This window comes from Kribbella albertanoniae (genome assembly GCF_004348455.1).
In the GTDB taxonomy this organism is placed as follows: Bacteria; Actinomycetota; Actinomycetes; order Propionibacteriales; family Kribbellaceae; genus Kribbella; species Kribbella albertanoniae.
Map to the genome: position 1 here is coordinate 1 of NZ_SMKA01000195.1, position 18,003 is coordinate 18,003.

Annotated in this window: 22 protein-coding genes; 15 read left to right on the plus strand and 7 right to left on the minus strand. The window is 68.3% G+C overall.

All coding sequences use genetic code 11. The features are described from left to right. Nucleotides 1-2: 2 nt before the first annotated feature. On the minus strand, nt 3-671 hold the full coding sequence (locus E1261_RS31325; protein WP_132412929.1) for an FMN-dependent NADH-azoreductase: 669 nt from the start codon (nt 669-671) through the stop codon (nt 3-5). Between the two features lie 119 nt (nt 672-790). On the opposite strand from E1261_RS31325, the gene E1261_RS31330 reads away from it, so the two are divergent. Further along, the gene (locus E1261_RS31330; protein ID WP_132412931.1) at nt 791-1,342 is read left to right on the plus strand and encodes a MarR family winged helix-turn-helix transcriptional regulator; all 552 of its coding nucleotides are present in this window, start codon (nt 791-793) and stop codon (nt 1,340-1,342) included. Here the strand turns inward: E1261_RS31330 and E1261_RS31335 are convergent. Next, nucleotides 1,339-1,995 (minus strand): response regulator transcription factor, encoded by a 657-nt coding sequence (locus tag E1261_RS31335; protein WP_132412933.1) that lies wholly within the window; start codon nt 1,993-1,995, stop codon nt 1,339-1,341. The genes E1261_RS31330 and E1261_RS31335 overlap by 4 nt on opposite strands. 5 nt (nt 1,996-2,000) lie before the next feature. Then, nucleotides 2,001-3,263, minus strand: coding sequence for a sensor histidine kinase (locus E1261_RS31340; protein ID WP_238176545.1), 1,263 nt, complete (start codon nt 3,261-3,263; stop codon nt 2,001-2,003). 533 nt (nt 3,264-3,796) lie between these two features. Between E1261_RS31340 and E1261_RS31345 the strand changes: the two genes are divergently transcribed. The 13 genes from E1261_RS31345 (at nt 3,797) to E1261_RS46935 (ending at nt 14,886) form a co-directional block, all read left to right on the plus strand. Further along, on the plus strand, nt 3,797-4,813 hold the full coding sequence (locus E1261_RS31345; protein WP_132412935.1) for an ABC transporter substrate-binding protein: 1,017 nt from the start codon (nt 3,797-3,799) through the stop codon (nt 4,811-4,813). Between the two features lie 5 nt (nt 4,814-4,818). After that, on the plus strand, nt 4,819-5,622 hold the full coding sequence (locus tag E1261_RS31350) for an ABC transporter ATP-binding protein (RefSeq protein ID WP_132412937.1): 804 nt from the start codon (nt 4,819-4,821) through the stop codon (nt 5,620-5,622). Next, nucleotides 5,619-6,398 (plus strand): ABC transporter permease, encoded by a 780-nt coding sequence (locus tag E1261_RS31355; protein ID WP_132412939.1) that lies wholly within the window; start codon nt 5,619-5,621, stop codon nt 6,396-6,398. The genes E1261_RS31350 and E1261_RS31355 overlap by 4 nt, the downstream gene beginning before the upstream one ends. Next, entirely contained in the window at nt 6,395-7,483 is a 1,089-nt protein-coding gene (locus E1261_RS31360; protein ID WP_132412941.1) for an Ldh family oxidoreductase, read from the plus strand. Before E1261_RS31355 ends, E1261_RS31360 begins: the two co-directional genes overlap by 4 nt. A gap of 13 nt (nt 7,484-7,496) precedes the next feature. Beyond that, on the plus strand, nt 7,497-7,931 hold the full coding sequence (locus tag E1261_RS31365) for a RidA family protein (RefSeq protein ID WP_132412943.1): 435 nt from the start codon (nt 7,497-7,499) through the stop codon (nt 7,929-7,931). Between the two features lies 1 nt (nt 7,932). Further along, nucleotides 7,933-8,769: a fumarylacetoacetate hydrolase family protein gene (locus E1261_RS31370; protein WP_132412945.1), complete on the plus strand. Its 837-nt coding sequence runs from the start codon at nt 7,933-7,935 to the stop codon at nt 8,767-8,769. Next, nucleotides 8,766-9,500 carry a GntR family transcriptional regulator gene (locus E1261_RS31375; protein ID WP_132412947.1) on the plus strand — a complete coding sequence of 245 codons (735 nt, stop codon included), beginning with the start codon at nt 8,766-8,768 and terminating at the stop codon, nt 9,498-9,500. Before E1261_RS31370 ends, E1261_RS31375 begins: the two co-directional genes overlap by 4 nt. Further along, a complete protein-coding gene (locus E1261_RS31380) occupies nt 9,497-10,216 on the plus strand; it encodes an SDR family NAD(P)-dependent oxidoreductase (RefSeq protein WP_132412949.1) in 720 nt (239 codons plus the stop codon). Before E1261_RS31375 ends, E1261_RS31380 begins: the two co-directional genes overlap by 4 nt. Continuing rightward, nucleotides 10,213-11,796, plus strand: coding sequence for an FAD-dependent monooxygenase (locus tag E1261_RS31385; protein WP_132412951.1), 1,584 nt, complete (start codon nt 10,213-10,215; stop codon nt 11,794-11,796). Before E1261_RS31380 ends, E1261_RS31385 begins: the two co-directional genes overlap by 4 nt. Then, nucleotides 11,796-12,188: a cupin domain-containing protein gene (locus tag E1261_RS31390; protein WP_132412953.1), complete on the plus strand. Its 393-nt coding sequence runs from the start codon at nt 11,796-11,798 to the stop codon at nt 12,186-12,188. The genes E1261_RS31385 and E1261_RS31390 overlap by 1 nt, the downstream gene beginning before the upstream one ends. Continuing rightward, nucleotides 12,178-13,089, plus strand: coding sequence for an amidohydrolase family protein (locus E1261_RS31395; protein ID WP_238176546.1), 912 nt, complete (start codon nt 12,178-12,180; stop codon nt 13,087-13,089). The genes E1261_RS31390 and E1261_RS31395 overlap by 11 nt, the downstream gene beginning before the upstream one ends. A 52-nt stretch (nt 13,090-13,141) precedes the next feature. Continuing rightward, the gene (locus tag E1261_RS31400) at nt 13,142-14,086 is read left to right on the plus strand and encodes a quinone oxidoreductase family protein (protein ID WP_132412955.1); all 945 of its coding nucleotides are present in this window, start codon (nt 13,142-13,144) and stop codon (nt 14,084-14,086) included. Between the two features lie 107 nt (nt 14,087-14,193). Then, nucleotides 14,194-14,886 carry a GntR family transcriptional regulator gene (locus E1261_RS46935; RefSeq protein ID WP_132412957.1) on the plus strand — a complete coding sequence of 231 codons (693 nt, stop codon included), beginning with the start codon at nt 14,194-14,196 and terminating at the stop codon, nt 14,884-14,886. Between the two features lie 5 nt (nt 14,887-14,891). Here E1261_RS46935 and E1261_RS31410 read toward each other — a convergent pair whose 3' ends face one another. The 4 genes from E1261_RS31410 to E1261_RS31425 form a co-directional block, all read right to left on the minus strand. Continuing rightward, on the minus strand, nt 14,892-15,500 hold the full coding sequence (locus tag E1261_RS31410) for an SMI1/KNR4 family protein (protein ID WP_132412959.1): 609 nt from the start codon (nt 15,498-15,500) through the stop codon (nt 14,892-14,894). Between the two features lie 4 nt (nt 15,501-15,504). Further along, nucleotides 15,505-15,969 carry a PPOX class F420-dependent oxidoreductase gene (locus E1261_RS31415; RefSeq protein ID WP_132412961.1) on the minus strand — a complete coding sequence of 155 codons (465 nt, stop codon included), beginning with the start codon at nt 15,967-15,969 and terminating at the stop codon, nt 15,505-15,507. A 323-nt stretch (nt 15,970-16,292) separates the two neighbouring features. Then, nucleotides 16,293-16,652, minus strand: coding sequence for a hypothetical protein (locus E1261_RS31420; protein WP_132412963.1), 360 nt, complete (start codon nt 16,650-16,652; stop codon nt 16,293-16,295). Further along, a complete protein-coding gene (locus E1261_RS31425; protein ID WP_132412965.1) occupies nt 16,652-17,188 on the minus strand; it encodes a hypothetical protein in 537 nt (178 codons plus the stop codon). Before E1261_RS31425 ends, E1261_RS31420 begins: the two co-directional genes overlap by 1 nt. A gap of 75 nt (nt 17,189-17,263) precedes the next feature. On the opposite strand from E1261_RS31425, the gene E1261_RS31430 reads away from it, so the two are divergent. Then, nucleotides 17,264-17,983, plus strand: a complete 720-nt coding sequence (locus tag E1261_RS31430) for a hypothetical protein (RefSeq protein WP_238176547.1) — start codon at nt 17,264-17,266, stop codon at nt 17,981-17,983. Nucleotides 17,984-18,003 lie beyond the last annotated feature (20 nt).

The following is an 18,003-nucleotide window of genomic DNA, read 5'->3' on the forward strand; positions in this document are numbered from 1 at the left end:
GGTTAGGCGGCCTTGGCGATGAGTTCCTTGGCGACTACTACGGCGTGCTCCTCGGCTGCGACGTGGGCCTCGGCTTCGGAGACCTTGGACAGGTCGATGAGCTCCTCCATGCCGGGGGTGACCGGGGCCAGGGTGAGTTCGGCGGCGGCGGTCCGGATCTTCAGTCCGAGGACGTCGCCGACGATGCGCTCCAGGTACCCGGTGGCGTGGTCCCAGCCGTGCTTCGGCGTACCGGGCTGGTAGCCGCCGCCGCGGGCGAGGGTGAGGATGGCGGGGCGGCCCTCGATCGGGTTCGGGCCGCGCAGGAACGCGGGGTCCAGCAGGAGCAGGTCGATCCAGGTCTTCACGTGCTGAGAGATCCCGTAGTTGTAGAGCGGGACCGCGAGGAGCACCGCATCGGCGTTCTTCAGCTCGGCGGTCACCTCGTCGGCCAGCTCGCGGGCCTCGGTGAGCAGTTGCTGCTCGGAGTCGGTGGCCGGCTCCTCGCCCAGCTGCGCCTTGGCCAGCGCGGGCCAGGCGGTCGCCGGCAGCGGGTTGCGGCCGAGATCGCGCCGGACGACGACGCCGTCCGGGTGCTCGGCCCGCCAGGCCGCCTCGGCGCTGTCGGCGAGCGCCCGGCTGACCGATCCGTTCAGGCGCACGCTGGCGTCGACGCGTAGCAAGGTCGTCATAGTCGTTGTTCTCCCAGAGGTTGGTCGATATTCGAGCTGCTATGAAGATAGTCTGTGGAACAGAACATATTCAAGTCAGATCATATTCCGGGTGGCGTAGACCACGTAGACTGGAGCGCGTGACCAGTACTTCGCCGGATGTCGGCGCGCGAACGACCCGCGGTGTCTCGCCGCGGGTGGCCAGTGGTGCGCCGGTCGAGGCCGATCTGGGCTGGGCGCTCGGGGTCGTGTTCCGCCGGTATGCGAAGGCGTCCGGTGCCGCGCTCGACGACGTACCGGGCGGGCCGCGTGGCTACCAGGTGCTGGCCACGGTGACGTCGGACGGCCCGAAGCGGCAGCTCGACCTGGCCGCCCAGCTCGGCGTCGACCGGACCGTGATGACGTATCTGCTCGACGACCTCGAGAAGGCCGGGCTGGTGCAGCGCCAGCCAGATCCGGCGGATCGGCGAGCGCGCCTGATCGTGCCGACCGATCAGGGGGCCGAGACGCTCTGCGACCTCGAGCGGCGGCTGCAGGCCACCGAGGACGAGGTGCTCGGCAGCCTGGACAACGACGAGCGGCGGAGCTTCCGCCTGCTGCTGCAGCGGGTCGCGCTGAAGGCGGATGCGATCGATCCGCTGCACAACGCCTGCCTGCTGGCCGACGAGACCGTCGACCCCGCAACCACCTAATGCAGGGGCACGAAGCCTGACTCGTAGGCCTTGATGACGGCCTGCGTGCGGTCCCGGGCGTTGAGCTTGGCCAGCACGTTCGCGACGTGGGTCTTGACCGTCTGCAGCCCGAGGATCAGCTCGGCCGCGATCTCCGCGTTCGACAGACCACGGGCCATCAGCCGGAGGACCTCTTGTTCGCGTTCGGTCAGCTGGTACTGGTCGAGCCCGGTCGGCCGCTGAGTCTGTGACCCGACATGCGCCAGCGCGAGCGCCCGGATCGCCTCCGGGAACAGCAGTGACTCGCTGCTCGCGACCGTGCGGATCGCCGCGATGATGTCGTCCGGCGGGGTTCGCTTCAGCAGGAAGCCGGAGGCGCCGGCGCGGAGAGCGTCGTACACGTAGTCGTCGTTCTCGAAGGTGGTCACCACCAGCACACGCGGTGCCGGGTCGAGGCTGTCGAGCAGCAACCGGGTCGCCTGGATGCCGTCGACCGCGGGCATCCGGACGTCCATCAGGACGACGTCGGGGTTGGTCCGGCGGACGACCGGCAGCACCTCGGCGCCGTCACCGGCCTCGCCGACGACGCTCAGGTCCGGCTCGGCGTTGATGATCGCGCGCAGCCCGCTGCGGATCAGCGGCTCGTCGTCGACCACAACCACGGACAGCGTCATGCCTGTCATCCCTTCGTCGTCACTGCGATCGGCAGCGACACGGTCAGCCGCCAGTCCTCGTCGTCGCGGCCGGCTGCGACGATGCCCTGCAGTACGGCGACTCTTTCACGGATGCCGGCCAGTCCTCGGCCGCCGCCGGAGTTAGCGGAGTCACCGCTCACCGGGTTGGTCACGGTCAACCGCAGCCCGGACGTGTCGAGCCGGATCTCCATGGCCACGGTCAGCTGGTCGTCCGGATGGCCGGCGTGCCGGATCGCGTTGGTGAGGCCCTCCTGGAGGATCCGGTAGGCCTCCCGCGACACCGCGGAGGGCAGCCGGTCGAGTGCCCCGATGCGCTCGATCGTGACGGTGATCCCGCCGGCCCGAGTGGACTCCACCAACCGGTCCAGATCGTCGAGGGTTGCTTGCGGCGCGGTTGCGGAACCCGGTCGCCTGTCGTCGCGCAACAGCCCGAGCACGTGGTCGAGATCGGCCAGCGCCGACCGGGCCGAGGTCTCGATAGCGCCCAGAGCCGTCTCGGCGAACTCCGGATCGCTCGCGAGCACTCGGCGGGCGGCGGCTGCCTGGATGGTCACGAGACTGAGCGCGTGGCCGACGCTGTCGTGCAGTTCGCGGGCCAGACGGTTGCGCTCGGCAAGTGTCGCCGTACGGCGCTCGAGGAGTTCGATGCGCTCGGCAGCCGTCGGGCCGAGGATGCGCGGTGCCAGGTGGGCGAGCAGTGCGCCGACGGCCGACGAGACCAGGAACAGTGCGGCCAGTGCGACCACCACCACGAGCGGCATCCATAGATCGGTCCAGCTGCCGGTGACGTCGTACGAGATGCCAGGCGTGAGGTCGCGCGAACCGGTCGCGCGGAACGGTGCCGCGAGCAACACCGGCCCGGCCCCGAAGACCGCGGTGCTGAGGATGCCGACGAGACCACCTGCGACCAGATGCAGGGTCAGCCACGCGGCAGTCCGGCGGCGCTGGGCCCAGGTCTTCGCCGGGCCGAGTGGCCGCTCGTCGAACTTCACCCCGAGCAGGGAGGAGACGGCAATGCCCTCCACCTCACGTACGGCGGGCAGGAACCCGATCGCGAGTGGTGGGGCGACGCCGAACAGCACCAGGATCACGGCCTTCGCGGGACCGGGCAGCCCCAGCTCGTGCGTGAGCGCGCCGACCGCACTGCCGACCAGGAGAACGGCCAGGACCAGCGCGGCGCCGATCAGAAGATAGATCCAGCGCAGGTACGTCGACGCCCGGCCGAGGGACCTGAGTGCGTTCACCACGCCCCCATCGTGTCAAACCCCGGTCGCCCGGACCTCCCTCGGCGGAGTGAACGGCGGTTCGGAGCACTAGTGGCCCGAGTCGGGAGTTCGACGGCACCGGAGGCGCCCAGGCACGCACCTCGCTGCGTTGGAGGAGCATCCACGATGAACACCGCATCGAGGACGCTCCTCCGCCTTGCGATGCACGCACCTGGACGCCTCCGGCACTCGCCGACCTCCCGACTCGGGCCACAAAGAGTGCTCGGAATCACAAGAGGTTGAGGGTTTACGCAAATTTGATGCCGAAGTCCCCGATCGGCGCTCCGGGGGCGTCGCGATCTGCTGTCCGGGCGGGTACGGTCTGTGGTCGGGGACGGGTGGCCCGGTCGGGAAGGACCGGGTCTGGGGAACGGCTCCAGGACAGGTGGCACAGCGCGAACTGCGGGAAGCACAGTGCACTAAGGGCAGGTAAAGTCACTGTGAAGTCCCTGGGGGCCGATTGACCACCTTTCCATATTTGATGTTTGATCAAATATCGGATGAGAGAGGTCGATATGAGGTTGAGGCGTTCCGTCGTCGCGCTGACGGCGGTCCTGGGGCTCGCCCTGGTCAGCGCGTGCAACAGCGGGGACGACAAGGGCAGCGACAGCGGCTTGCAGAAGGTCAGCTACCTGACCTCGTTCGGCCAGTTCGGCCGCGAAGCCTACGCGTACGTCGCTCTGGAGAAGGGCTACTTCAAGGACGCCGGCTTCGACGTCCAGATCACCCCGGGCAACGGGACGGTCGAGGTGATGAAGCAGGTGGCCGGAGGTCAGGCCGACTACGGCATCGGTGACTTCACCGCGATCACGATCACCCTGGGCAAGCAGAAGCTGCCGGTGACCACGGTCGGGATGATCCACCAGAAGTCGCTGGCCGCGATCGTCTCCCTCGAGGGGATGGGGATCAAGGAGCCGAAGGACCTGGTCGGCAAGAACATCGGCGACCAGCCCGGTTCGACCAACCAGGTGACGTTCCCGGTCTACGCCCAGCGGGTCAAGATCGACGACAAGTTGGTCAACTTCGTTCCGGCGCCGCCGCCCGCGCTGCCGCAACTGCTGTCGACCGGCAAGGTGCAGGGCATCGGCCAGTTCGTGGTCGGCGTCCCGCTGGTCGAGAAGGCCGACAAGGAAGGCCGCAAGGCCGTCGTGCTGCCGTACGCCGCCGTGCTGCCGGAGCTCTACGGGAACGCGATCCTGACCCGGGCCGACGTCGCCAAGGACCACCCGGACCAGGTGAAGAAGTTCACCGGTGCGCTGCTCAAGGGCCTGGACGACGCCATGAAGGACCCGGCTGCGGCGGCGGAGATCCTGAAGAAGTACGTGCCGACCACGGATGTCGGGGTGGCCACCAAGGAACTGGAGTTGATGAAACCGAACACGGTGCCGACCAACTCGGGTGATCCGCTCGGTGCGGTCGACCTCGACCGGGTGCAGAAGATCCTGGACATCCTCGGCGAGACGAAGGCGATCACTCCGGGCGGGCTCAAGCCGGCCGACGTGGTCACGATCACCCTGGCACCCAAGGGCTAGGACACATGATCCGGCTGGACGGTGTGGGGCAGGTCTTCGACGGACGCGAGGGCTCGATCACGGCCCTCGAGAAGATCGACCTGCACGTCCGCGCCGGTGAGTTCGTCACGCTGATCGGCCGGTCCGGGTGTGGCAAGTCCACCCTGCTCCGGCTGATCGCGGGACTGTTGTCACCGACCTCGGGCACGGTCAAGGTGGCGGGCAAGCCGGTCACCGGACCGAGCCCGGACGTCGCGTTCATGTTCCAGCGTCCGGCGTTGCTGGCCTGGCGGTCGGTGCTGTCCAACGTGCTGCTGCCGGTGGAACTCGACCGGACGATCCGGGACCGGACGGCGTACAAGAACCGCGCTCACGAGTTGCTCGAGCTGGTTGGGTTGCAAGGGTTCGAACGGCGGTTGCCGCACGAGCTGTCCGGCGGTATGCAGCAGCGGGTGTCGCTGTGCCGGTCGCTGATCCGCGACCCGCAGGTGATGCTGATGGACGAGCCGTTCTCCGCGCTCGACGCACTCACCCGGACCGAGCTGTCCGAGGAGCTGCAGCGGATCAAGATGGAGCTGTCCACCACGATCGTGTTCGTCACCCACTCGATCGACGAAGCCGTCGTACTGGCCGACCGGGCTGTCGTTCTCTCTCCCCGCCCGGGCCGTCTGCGCGACGTCGTCGAGATCGACATCCCGCGGCCGCGCAGCCTCGGGCAGAACAGCCATCTGGCCGATGTGGCCCGGATCAGCGCCCGGCTGCACGCGCTGCTCTCGGACAAGACGCCGCCGGTCGCCGAACGGCTGGTCGACGAAGTGTGGCCCCGATGACGAAACGTTCCTGGTGGACCGAGTCGCGGGCCTCGGCTGTCCTGCTGCCGATCACCGGCCTGATCGCGGTGATCGGGCTGTGGTGGCTGGCCACGATCGTCTTCGCCGTCCCGGAGTTCCTGGTGCCCAGTCCGGGCGACGTGCTGGTCAGGTTCAGTCAGGACCCGGTGATGCTGCTGCAGAACGCCGGCGTCTCGCTGCTGGAGACGATCCAGGGGTTCCTGCTCTCGATCGTGGTCGGGGTCCCGATCGCGTTGCTGATCGTCCGGTCGGCGATTCTCGAGCGGCTGGTCTACCCGCTGCTGCTGATGGTGAACGCGATCCCGAAGGTCGCGATCGCGCCGCTGCTGGTGGTGTGGATGGGTTTCGGCCAGGGACCGAAGGTCCTGATGGTGCTGCTGATGTGTTTCTTCCCGATCGTCATCTCGACCGCCCAGGGGATGAAGTCGACGCCGGTCGAGCTGGTCGAGCTGCTCCGGTCGCTGAACGCGAGCCGGACCCAGGAGTTCTTCAAGCTCCGGATCTGGCATGCGATGCCGCAGATCTTCACCGGGCTCAAAGTGGCGATCTCGCTGGCCGTGATCGGTTCGGTGATCGGTGAGTTCGTCGGTGCCACCCAGGGGCTGGGCTATCTGATCCAGACGTCCGGTGCGACGGCCGACACCGCGCTCGCGTTCGCCGCAATCACGCTGCTCAGCATCATGAGCATCATCTTGTTCTACGGGCTGGTCCTGCTCGAGCATCTGCTGCTGCCGTGGGCGCAGGAGAGCCGGTGACCACTCAGGCTTCTGACGCGGACCGCCGCGTCCTGGTCCGGCCGGCGTGGCTGGAGGCGACCGTGTCGGCCGTCTTCAGCGCGGTCGGCTTCGAGCCGGGCGACGCCGTCTCGATCGCGGTCGCCCTCGTCGAGGCGGACCTGCGCGGGGTCAGCTCGCACGGCATCATGCTGGTCCCGATGTACGTCGATCGCCTGAACGCGGGTGGGGTTACCCGCGAGCGCGAGCTGGACATCGTGTCCGACGCCGGTGCCGCGCTGGTCGCGGATGCGCGCGGCGGGATGGGCCAGCTGTCCAGCCCGCAGGCGATGGGTCAGGCGATCGAGCGTGCCGGGCGGTACGGCATCGGCCTGGTTTCGGTTCGCAACGCGCATCACTTCGGTGCGGCCAGTCGGTGGGCCATGCAGGCTGCGCAGGCCGGCTGTATCGGGATCGCGATGTCGAACACGACACCGTTGATGCCGGCACCGGGCGGCGCCGAGCGGCTGGTCGGCAACAATCCGCTGGCGATCGCCGTACCGACTGCGTCGGGTGCGGAGATCGTGCTCGACATGGCGCTGTCGGCCGTTGCCCTGGGCAAGATCCGGCTGGCGGCCTCGGCCGGGCAGCCGATCCCCGACACCTGGGCCACCGACCCGGCCGGGATCCCGACCACGGATCCGGACGAGGCCGTGCTCGGCATGCTGCTGCCGGCCGCCGGGCACAAGGGGTTCGGGCTGGCGCTGATGATCGACGTACTGACCGGGGTGCTGAGTGGTGGCGGCTGGGGCGACCAGGTGCGCCCGCTGTACCGCGAGCCGGACCGTCCGAACGACTGTGCCCACCTGTTCCTGGCGATCGATCCGGAGCTGCTCGGTGGTGCGGACAGTTTCCGCAACCGCGCGTCCGGACTGGCTGCGCGAGTCCGCGGCAGCGAGACCGCGCCGGGGGTGGACCGGCTGTACCTGCCGGGTGAGATCGAGGCGGAACGCGCGGCTCACCAACGGCGTCACGGCGTACTGATCGAGAGGTCGGGACTGGACGGACTGCTGGCAGCCGCTCGCGCGGTCGGCGCCGTCGTACCGGCCGGAGGAGTGCTGAACTGATGGCGCTGATCAAATGGTGAAGGCACAGGTCACAACTACGGAACTGCACAGCCCGAACGGCGTGTTCTCGCAGGCGACCACGGTCGCGGCGACCGGGCGGTTCGTGTTCGTCTCCGGGATGACCGCGCGCCGTCCGGACGGCAGCATCGCCGGCGTCGGCGACATCCAGGAGCAGACCCGGCAGGTGTGCGAGAACATCTCCGCCGCGGTCCGGGCCGCTGGTGGCACGCTGGCGGACGTCTGCCGGATGGATGTGTACGTGCGCAACATGGAGGACTTCGCGAAGATCCACGAGATCCGCGCGCAGTACTTCGTCGAACCGCTGCCCGCCTCGACCATGGTCGAGGTCAGCAAGCTTGCGCATCCGGACTATCTGATCGAGATCAACGCAATCGCCGTGATTGCACCGACCGGGGGTGATTCCATGCGTGGCGTCGAGTGGACCTGAGATGAGGTACGTGATGGTCTCGGACGCCGGGGTGGAGAAGCCCGGCGTCCTCGAGGGGGACTCCATTCTGTTGCTGGTGGCAACGGACCTGACCTCCGTGATCGCTGAGGGCGCTGAGTTCTCCGGAGAGAAAATCCCTTATGTGCAAGGGGATCTGCGCCCTCCGCTGCGGCGGTTCCGGCGTGACATCCTGTGTACCGGGTGGAACTACTGGGATCACTTCGAGGAGAGCAAGGGAAAGCGCGAGGGGCAGGATGTCGAGCGTCCGCTGCACCCGACGTTCTTCACCAAGGGGCCCGATGTAGTGATCGGCCCGTACGACGACATCGCGTGGGACCCTTCGATCTCTTCGAAATGGGATTACGAGGCCGAGGTGGCGCTGGTGATCGGGAAGACCGGCCGGAACATCCCGGTGGCCGACGCGCTGTCCTACGTCTGGGGCTACACGCTGGCCAACGACGTGTCCCAACGGGACCTGCAGCGAGCCCACGGCGGTCAGTGGCTGAAGGGCAAGAGCATCGACAACACCATGCCGCTCGGGCCGTGGATCGTGACGGCTGACGAGTTGGGCGACCCGCAGGACGTGCAACTGCAGTGCCTGGTGAACGGTGAGGTGCGGCAGGACGCGTCGACGCGGCAGATGGCCTTCGACGTGGCCACGCTGATCAGTGAGCTGTCCTTCGGGATGACACTGCGGCCGGGCGACCTGCTGCTGACCGGGACGCCGGCGGGAATCGGAAACGCGCGTGAGCCGCAGGTGTTCCTGCAGGACGGCGATGTGGTCGTCACACGCTCGGACAAGCTCGGTGAGCTGCGGAATCGGGTGGTGCGCGGATGAATGGACCACTGGAGCTGTTGCCTGGTGGGGGTCGGGGTGGGCGCCGGACGCTGGCTGAGCATGCGGCCGCGGAGCTGCACCAGTTGATCCTGTCCGGCGAGCTGCCCAGCGGTACGCCGTTGCGGCTCGTGGAGCTGGCGAGCCGGCTCGAGATGAGCCAGATGCCGGTGCGGGAAGGACTGCGGCGGCTGGAGGCGCTCGGACTGGTCGAGATCATCCCGCACCGCGGTGCGTGGGTGCGTGACCTGTCCCTGGAGGACCTGCGGGACACCCACGAGACCCGGCTGGCGTTGGAGTCACTCGCCGTCCGGGCTGCTGCCGAGCGGTTCAGCGAAGCGGACGCCGAGAAGGCTGCGGCCGCACTGGCCGATCACCTGCGGCTGTCACAGGCACAGGACCTGGCTGGTGCCCGAGACGCGCATGCGGACTTCCACTTCGCCGTGTACCGGGCCAGTGGGTCGCAGTGGTTGCCACGGGCCATTGAACCGGTCTGGCAGAACAGTGAGCGCTACCGGTTCGGCAGCAGGCTCACGGAGGCGATGATCGAGCAGAACCGCCGGGAGCACCAGGCGATCCTCGACGCCTGTGTGGCGCGGGACGTTGACGGTGCTGAGACGGCATTGCGCAACCATCTGGCTGGCGCGTTCCAGCGAATTACGGACACTATGACGAGGCGGGCCGAGGGAAGCGAGCACAGTCCTTCTAAGCAGCAGAAGGAGACGTCGTCGTGAAGGTGAGCTTTGACGCGACCGGAGTGGTCGTCGTGATCACCGGTGGCGCTCAGGGCATCGGTGCGGCGCTGGCTCGGGCTATCACGTCGTACGGCGGGACTGCGGTGGTGTTCGACGTGGTGAAGCCATCCGACCCGGCTGTCGCGTTTGTCGAGGTTGATGTGGCCGACCGGGCGGCTGTGGACCGTGCGGTCGCTGGAGTGGTCGCGCAGTACGGGCGGATCGACGGGCTGGTCGCCGGTGCGGCGGTGCAGCCACGGTCCGCCGTACTGGAGTTGGATCCGGCTGAGTGGAGCCACACACTCCAGGTGAACCTGGACGGCGTGGTGTGGGCGTGCCAGGCCGTCGTACCGCACATGGTGGCGCAGCGGTCCGGTTCGGTCGTGGTGTTCACGTCCGGGATGGCGTTGACGGGCTACCCGGGCGCAGCGGCGTACGCGACGAGCAAAGCCGGGGTGGTCGCATTCGCGAAGTCGCTCGCGGCGGAGGTGGCCGCGGACCGGGTGCGGGTGAACGTGGTGGCGCCCGGGGTGATCGACACCGAGCAGTTCCGAGGTGCGAACCAGGGGGTGGATCGGGAGCACTGGCGGGAGACGATAGGGATCGGCGACCCCGAGGACGTGGTCGGCCCGTTGCTGTTCCTGCTGTCCGATGCGGCCACGATGACCGGGTCCACGCTGACCCGGGAGCGTGCCTTTTCGAGAGGTGACTCTTGACTGCCGACCAGCTTCCCGTCGTCGTCGTGGGTGCCGGACCGATCGGTCTGACCACGGCACTCGGTCTCGCGCACTACGGCGTACCGTTCCTGCTCCTCGAGGAGGACGCCACCCTGTCGTCGGACACCAAGGCCGGTACGACGCTCAGCCGGACCCTGGAGATCTGGAACCGGTACGGCGCGGTCGAGGAGATCCTGAACGCCGCTGTCCGGATCGACGAGATCGGTGACATCGACCGGGCCACCAACACGCCGCGGGCGTCGGTGCGGCTGGCCGAGCTGGTGAACGACACCCAGTTCCCGTTCGTGATCAACCTGCCGCAGCAGCGGATGGAGCCGATCCTGGCGGCCGCCCTGGAGCGCGCTGGGCACACGGTCCGGTTGCAGCACCGGGTGACGTCGTTCGAGGTGCTGGAGGACCGCGTCGTACTGCAGGTGGAGACGCCAGACGGTCCGCAGACGCTGGAGGCCGCGCAGCTGCTCGCCTGCGACGGCGGCCGGAGCAAGGTGCGTGATGCGCTCGGTGTGCCGGTGGTGGGGGAGACGCTGCCCGAGCGGTACATGCTGATCGACGTGGCGGTCGACCTGGACGTCGACAACGCCCGCGACTACCCGTACCTCGCGTACTTCGCGGACCGGACCGAGTGGATGGTGCTGATCCGGCAGCCGGACAACTGGCGGTTCCTGTTCCCGCTGGCGCCGGGTGCGGAGACGCCGGGTGATGTGGACCTGCTGGTGAAGGTGAAGCAGTTCATCGGTGAGGTGGACCGGATCGAGCTGCTTGGCACTGTCATCTACAACGTGCACCACCGGGTCGCGGACAAGTGGACCGTCGACCGCAAGGTGTTCCTGATGGGTGACGCCGCGCACCTGATCACGCCGATGTGGGCGCTCGGTCTGAACACCGGTGCGCTCGACGCCTCCAACCTGCCGTGGCGGCTGGCCTGGGTACTGCGCGGCTGGGCCGACCCGGCGTTGCTGGACGGGTACGAGCAGGAGCAGCGGCCGGTGGCGGTCAACGGGTCCGGTGAGATGGCCGAGGCGGCCCGGAAGTACATGTCCCACCAACAGGGCGCCGTGACTGCGGACACGAGCGACTGGGCGACGGCGTACACGAGGACTTTGCTCGGGGTGCGGTTGGACGTGGACGGGGTGGGGGACTGGTCGATGGTGGCCACGACCGCCGAGCCGCCCGCCGTACGGGCTGGAGATCGGGCGCCTGACCTGGCCCTGCAGGGGCCGGCCGGGCGGGTGACCATCCACGACCTGGTGCGGGAGTCGTTCGTCGCGCTGTATTTCACGGACGTGCGTCGGCGGCCGGACATCCCGCTCAACGACTCACCTGCGCTCCGCCACTACGCGGTGTCCCGTTGGGACGCGCCGCACGACTCAGGGCTGCGCGACAGGTCGCTGTTCGATCCGGGCAGCGTCGTCACGAACAGGTACGGCGTACCGGCGGAGAGCGTCGTACTGCTGCGGCCGGACGGACACGTGGCCGCAGTGGCGCCGCTGTCGGCTGGTGTGGCTTTCGACTTGTACACGCGCGTCACTGGCCGCCCTGTACCGCGGGAGGAGGGCTGATGACTGCTTTTGACGAGCCATTGCGTGAGTTGTTGCTGCAGACGGATGACCTGGAGTGGGTCGAGAAGTCGCTGGACGGGTTGTCGCACAAGATGTTGTGGCGTGATCCGGAGACCGAGGCGTCGATCGCGCTGGTGCGTTTCGAGAAGGGGAGCGGGATCCCGTCGCAGCACCGGCACGCGTCGAACCAGTTCATGTTCTGTCTGAGCGGGCGGTACGTGTACGTGCCGACCGGTGTCACGCTCGTCAAGGGCAGCTTCTACTGGAACCCCAAGGGCTGCGTGCACGGGCCGACGGTGGCCGAGGAGACCTCGGTGCTGCTGGAGGTGTACGACGGCCCGCACTACCCGGAGCGGCCGTCGTTCTACGACAACGACGAGGATGCGCGCTGACATGCCGGGCTGGGACGTCCACACGCACCTGATCCCGCCGACCGTGCTCACGGCGGCGTACCGGGGTGAGTACGGGCTGTCCGTCGACAGTGGCGCGCTGGTGATCGACGGGCATCGGCTGCCGCTCAAGCGGCTCGCGGACCCGGCCGCACTACTGCAGTGGATCGCTGACCAGGATCTGGACGGCGCTGTGGTCTCGGTGCCGCCGGCTCTGTTCAGGTACGACGCAGGTGTCGAGTGGGCCGAGCTGGTGAACCAAGGGCTCCGGGAGCTCGCCACACCGCAGCTGCGGGTCCTCGCTCAGCTGCCGCTGCTGGACCCGGCCGCCCCTGCGGTGGCCGCGGCCCTGGCCCGGGAGGGCGTTTTCAGCGGCTTCGCCCTCGGTACGCCGGACTATGCCGGACTGGATCCGGTGTGGCGGGTGCTGCATGAACTGGAAGCTTTCACCCTGATTCATCCAGGACACAGTGACGACAAGCGGCTCCAATCGTTCTACTTGTCGAACCTGTTGGGGAATCCGTACGAGACCGGGCTGGCCGCGGCGTCACTCGTCTTCGCGGATGTGCCGGGCCGGTTCCCGGGGATCCGGTTCTGTTTGTGTCATGGGGGAGGGGTGACGGCGGCTGTGGCCGGACGATGGCAGCGCGGAGTGCAGACGGCACGGCCGGGGATCGAGGAGCTCTCGATGCCGGTGATCGAGGCGGTCCGCAAGTTCTACGTGGATGACCTCGTGCACGACGAGGCGATGCTGCAACTGCTCACCAGGACGTTCGGTGCCGCCCACGTGCTGGCCGGCAGCGACTGGCCGTTCCCGATGGGCAGCGATGCGGTGGTGAGCGAGCGCGCGGTGACTGCTGGGGAGCTGACCGTGCCGTTGGCCAAGGAGGTCTCCGACCGGTGAGGTGGCGGTTTCCGTCGAGGTGTGTCGTGATCACATATCAAATGGGGGATAGATGAGGTCGCAGGAGGGGACCGTGCTGCGCAGCCACGGACCTGGACCGGAGTTGGCGGTCGAGGAGATCGAGCAGACTGCCGGCCCGGGGGAGACGCTGGTCGAGATGCGGCTGGCCTCGGTGACGGCGCAGGACCGGACCGTGCTGAGCGGCAAGCAACCGGCAGCAGCGTTCACTCCGGGCTCCGAGGGGTTCGGTGTGGTGGTGAGCTCGGCAGTCGCCGACACCGGCGCCGGTGTGGTGCTGCGGGGTGAAGGGGTCGGCGTGACGCGACCTGGACTGTGGGGCCGGTACGCCGTCGTTCCTGATGCGGCTGTCCATCCAGTACCGGCGTCGATGGAGCCGGCGACCGCGCTGGCGTTGCTGACACCAGCGTTGACCGCACACACCGCCGTACGACGAGTTGGTCAGGTGCTCGCTGGTGAGACGGTCGTCGTCACCGGCATCACCGGACTGGTCGCGCGGCTGTGCGCAGCGGTCGCTCGGTCGGCCGGTGCGGCGCGGGTGATCGGGCTGGCCGGTGTGGTCGAGTCCGTCGAGCGGGTGGGTGATCTGGTTGACCAGATCGTGCGCGTGGACGAGCTGGGTCAGGTCGGTCGCGACCTGCCGTGGTGCGACCTCGCGGTCGACACTATGGGCGGTCCGGTGACCAGTGGGGTGCTCGGGCACATCACACCGGGCGGGCGAATCGCCCTGCTCGGTTACAAGAGCGGTGAGTTCACCACACTCGACCTGCATCAGCTGATCGGTCGCGACCTGCGCGTGCTGCCGGTGAACGTGCAGCGGACGACCCTCGAACCCGGTGCGGTCGGTCAGGCGTTGGCGGATATCGCACCGGCGCGGCTGCGGCCGGAAGTCGAGCTGCTGCCTGCCAGTCGCATCGGTGACCTTCTAGAATCCGCTTCCGGTGCACGGCTTTTGCTGGACCTGACTGCCCTGGGCTGAACTTCGTACTGAGCAATCTGTCGGCGAAAGCGCGCACTCGGCCCGGCCTGCCGTACGGTTACCTCCCAGAGTTGTTCTATGTGGAGGAGAGAGGCAGCCCGCGCCCAATGACCCGACGACTCGAGCTCACGCCTGGGGGACCGACCGGACGTCGTACTCTCGCTGAGGAGGCCGCCGCCGAGCTGCACGAGCTCATCCTGTCCGGCGAACTGCCCAGCGGTACGGCGCTCCGTCTCGAGGAGCTCGCCAAACGGCTGGACATGAGCCAGATGCCGATCCGCGAAGGCCTCCGCCGGATGGCCGCCCTCGGACTGGTCGAGATCGTGCCCCACAAGGGCGCCTGGGTCCGGGAGCTCTCCGTCGAGGACCTCCGCGACACCCACCAGACCCGCCTCTCCCTGGAGTCCCTCGCCGTCCGCGCCGCCGCCACCCGCTTCACCGAAGCCGACGCCGCCGCGGCCCGCACCGCCCTGGCCGAGCACGTCCGCCTGTCCAAACTCGGCGACAACATCGCCTCCCGCCAGGCCCACACCGAGTTCCACTTCGCGATCTACCGCGCCGGCGGCTCCCGCTGGCTCCCCCGCGCCATCGAGCCCGTCTGGCAGAACAGCGAGCGCTACCGCTTCGGCTCCCGCCAGACCAAGGCCCGCATCGAGCAAACCCGCCGCGAACACCAAGCCATCCTCGACGCCTGCATGGCCCACGACGAACCCGGCGCCGAAACCGCCCTCCGCAACCACCTCGAAGGCGCCATGAAACGCATCACCGAAACCATGGAACGCCGAACCAACCGAGTCTGACGATCTCAGGCAGGTATGTCGCCCCAGCGCAGGTAGCCGTCAGTCACCTGGGGCAGGTCCGGCGAGTGGTACCTCGTCGGGGCCGGCCGTCCGTCTACGAAGGCACTCGCGATCTCGTCGAGCATTTCGCCGACGCCACTCCAGAACGGCGCTGACTCCACAGACCACTCGTGCCACTGCCAGACGCATCCGAACTGGTCGCCGTCGCGTAGATCGAGGTACAGGAGGCCACCGTCGTAGGCCGTCGCGATCGGGAGGAAGCAGTCGAGCCAGTCCGTCGGCGGCTGCCCAGCAGGCTCGCCGTCGCTCGGCCACGGCCCGGAGCCGCGGATCCCACGCTGGATGCCCCGCATCATCTTCCGCGATGACAGCATCTCCATCACCGGCAGCAGGTTGTAGAACGGCGGGATGAGCGCGCCGCGGATGTATCGATGCTCGGTTCCGTCGGCGATCTCCAGGTACTCGACCAGGTCCACCGGCAGCGGGCGGTTCAGCGCAGCCTGCAGGTAGCGCAGGTCGACGGCCGTTGCCGGTGGGTTGATCCGGGTGACCGTGGCCGGGTCGTTGGCTGCGAGCCACTCGACGATCCGGGACCACGACGTGGCGACGGGCACCTTGTCAGTCGGCGAGGTGGGCCGGGAAGCCGCCGGTGGCCAGGGGGCTCCAGCGGGTGGGGGTGATGCGGATGAGGCATTTGCCCTGGGTCCGCATCGCCTCGCGGTACTCGTCCCAGTCGGGGTGCTCACCGGAGATCGAGCGGTAGTAGTCGACCAGGGGTTCTACTGCGTCGGGGAGCTGGATGACCTCCCCTTCGCCGTCCACCTGAACCCACGCGCCGTTCCACTCATCGGACAGCACCACAACGCTGGTCCGCGGATTCCGCTCGACATTCGTGCTCTTCGCTCGCTCCGGGTACGACGAGATGACGATGCGCCCCTGTGCGTCAACCCCACCCGACACCGGCGACGCCTGCGCCGTACCGTCCGCGCGGGTCGTGATCAGCAACATGTGATGACGCGGCCGCACGAACTCCAGCAGCCCCTCGAGATCAACCTTGGTATTGGTAGCAACAGTCCTGGCCATGCCCTCACCCTATTCCGCCGCCGAACCCACCGTGCCCCGCCGCCGAACCCACCTTGCGAGTGTGGGGACCGACCTCACCGGACGCATCGGATCGGCGCGATACCGGCGATCAGTGGAACCAAATGTGCAGATACTGCCCACGAGGCTCCACAAAGCGTGATTCCACCGGAGGTACTTGGCGAGGTGCCGGTGGTGGCGGACGGCCATCACCCACTAACTGCGGTTGTTGTGATGGGTGCAGGCGTGGGTGGTCGCCGCCGAGGGCGGTTGGACGGTGGTGGCGGTCCGTCTGGGCAGTTGACCCATTGGCGGGTGGGGTGGTGTTAGAGGACGGCTGTCTCGTGGACGGTTAGCCACTGGGGGCCGGTTAGTACGGCGGTGGTTCGGCGGGAGGTGCCGATTGAGTGTTGTTCCAGGAAGCGGCAGACCGTGGTGTCGGCGGACTGGGTGAGTAGTTCGAACTGGGCGATGGTGATCTTGAGGCCTGGTACGGCGTTGTGGGCTGTGCTCAGTCCACCCATCAGCTCGTCCAGGGTGAGCTTGGCGCCGTCGACCGTGATCAGGGTGAACTCTGGCCGGTGGGCGGCGCGGAAACGCTCGAGCACGTCTGGGCCGGCGTCGCCACCGAGCCAGGCGGCCAGGTCGTCGTGGTGGCGGACCACTGCGTCGTACAGGGTGTTCATCAGAGGTCTCCGTAGAGGGGCCGTGGGTCGATCAGTTGCTCTAGCTCGTGGTCGGTGAGTTGGTTGATGCGGTCCTTGGCTCGCTGGGCCTGTGGGGTGGTGGGGATCTTGCCGGCCAGCAGATCGGGCAGGGCGATTTCGTAGCCGGCCCGGGCGCGCGGGGTGTAGCGGTGGCGGGTGCGGGCGACGGCTGAGGAGACCCGGAGCGCGTGTTCGTTGCGGGACTGGACGCCGGGGCGGTCGGTCTCCTGGGCGGCGAAGCGGAAGCCGTTCGCGAGGTCGCAGGCGGTGCAGCCGAGTGGGCCGGCGCCCAGTCCGGATCCGCACTCGGTACAGGTCAGCTGCTTGAGTGCACCGTCCACGACTCGCCAGTCGAACTCCGAGGTGTCCTGCAGGACAACCTCGGCCAGTTCGCGGGCTTCCGGCGTACCGGGGGTGACGCCGGACTCGTCACAGAGGGTGTGCCAGGCGTTGTCGATGCTGTCCTCGATCTCCTGCAGGGCGCGCTGGAAGCTGGGATGGTCGACACGGAGCATGGTCGGACGATAACTGTTCGCGGGGGGACGGGCGACTGGATTGACACAGTCGAACAGGTGTTCGAACATGGGTTCATGACGGGGATCACGGCGCTCGACGAGGCTCGTGCCTTCCTGTCCACGACGAAGGCGCGGGGCGCCAAGGCCCGTGTGCAGCAGGCGCTGGACACGGCGACGGTGGACAGGGCGCTGCCGACGTCACCGGTGGTGTCCGAGCTGCTGGCGGGCGCCCCGCTGCGGGGCGGCGCGGTGTACTCCGTGCACGGGTCGACGGCGCTGGTGATGGCGATGATGGCAGGACCGTCCGCGGAGGGCGCCTGGTGTGGGGTGGTCGGGATGCCGTCGTTCGGTGCGGAGGCGGCGCAGGCGCTGGGGGTCGACCTGGAGCGGCTCGTGCTGGTGCCGGACCCAGGTCGCGAGTGGCTCAACGTGGTCGCCGCGCTGGTCGATGCACTGACCGTTGTCGTGGTCCGGCCGCCTGGTGAGGTCACACCGGGAGAGGCATCCCGTCTGGCCGCCCGGTTGCGGACTCGCGGCGCCCTGCTGATCGCCTCCGGTTCCTGGCCGGGCAGCGAAGCCCGCCTGGAGATCGAGAGCAACGCCTGGACCGGCCTGGGCGACGGTGAAGGGCTCCTCGCCGCTCGCCAAGCCACCGTCGCCGTCACCACCCGCCGAGCCGGCACCACCCCACGCAGACACCACCTCTGGCTGCCCGCTCCCGACGGCACCCTCCGCACCATCACCCCACCCGCCCTCACCACAGCCCCCACCTGGCAAGAAGAGGCGGTCGGCTGATGCGCGGGAGGGAGGTTAGT

Bases quoted from the DNA above. Each gene is read 5' to 3' on its own strand.
- E1261_RS31390 (WP_132412953.1), top strand. From the start codon at position 11,796: ATGACTGCTTTTGACGAGCCATTGCGTGAGTTGTTGCTGCAGACGGAT.
- E1261_RS31375 (WP_132412947.1), top strand. From the start codon at position 8,766: ATGAATGGACCACTGGAGCTGTTGCCTGGTGGGGGTCGGGGTGGGCGC.
- E1261_RS31325 (WP_132412929.1), bottom strand. From the start codon at position 671: ATGACGACCTTGCTACGCGTCGACGCCAGCGTGCGCCTGAACGGATCG.
- E1261_RS31345 (WP_132412935.1), top strand. From the start codon at position 3,797: ATGAGGTTGAGGCGTTCCGTCGTCGCGCTGACGGCGGTCCTGGGGCTC.
- E1261_RS31355 (WP_132412939.1), top strand. From the start codon at position 5,619: ATGACGAAACGTTCCTGGTGGACCGAGTCGCGGGCCTCGGCTGTCCTG.
- E1261_RS31430 (WP_238176547.1), top strand. From the start codon at position 17,264: ATGACGGGGATCACGGCGCTCGACGAGGCTCGTGCCTTCCTGTCCACG.
- E1261_RS31425 (WP_132412965.1), bottom strand. From the start codon at position 17,188: ATGCTCCGTGTCGACCATCCCAGCTTCCAGCGCGCCCTGCAGGAGATC.
- E1261_RS31350 (WP_132412937.1), top strand. From the start codon at position 4,819: ATGATCCGGCTGGACGGTGTGGGGCAGGTCTTCGACGGACGCGAGGGC.
- E1261_RS31415 (WP_132412961.1), bottom strand. From the start codon at position 15,969: ATGGCCAGGACTGTTGCTACCAATACCAAGGTTGATCTCGAGGGGCTG.
- E1261_RS31365 (WP_132412943.1), top strand. From the start codon at position 7,497: ATGGTGAAGGCACAGGTCACAACTACGGAACTGCACAGCCCGAACGGC.
- E1261_RS46935 (WP_132412957.1), top strand. From the start codon at position 14,194: ATGACCCGACGACTCGAGCTCACGCCTGGGGGACCGACCGGACGTCGT.
- E1261_RS31420 (WP_132412963.1), bottom strand. From the start codon at position 16,652: ATGAACACCCTGTACGACGCAGTGGTCCGCCACCACGACGACCTGGCC.
- E1261_RS31400 (WP_132412955.1), top strand. From the start codon at position 13,142: ATGAGGTCGCAGGAGGGGACCGTGCTGCGCAGCCACGGACCTGGACCG.
- E1261_RS31395 (WP_238176546.1), top strand. From the start codon at position 12,178: ATGCGCGCTGACATGCCGGGCTGGGACGTCCACACGCACCTGATCCCG.
- E1261_RS31335 (WP_132412933.1), bottom strand. From the start codon at position 1,995: ATGACGCTGTCCGTGGTTGTGGTCGACGACGAGCCGCTGATCCGCAGC.
- E1261_RS31370 (WP_132412945.1), top strand. From the start codon at position 7,933: ATGAGGTACGTGATGGTCTCGGACGCCGGGGTGGAGAAGCCCGGCGTC.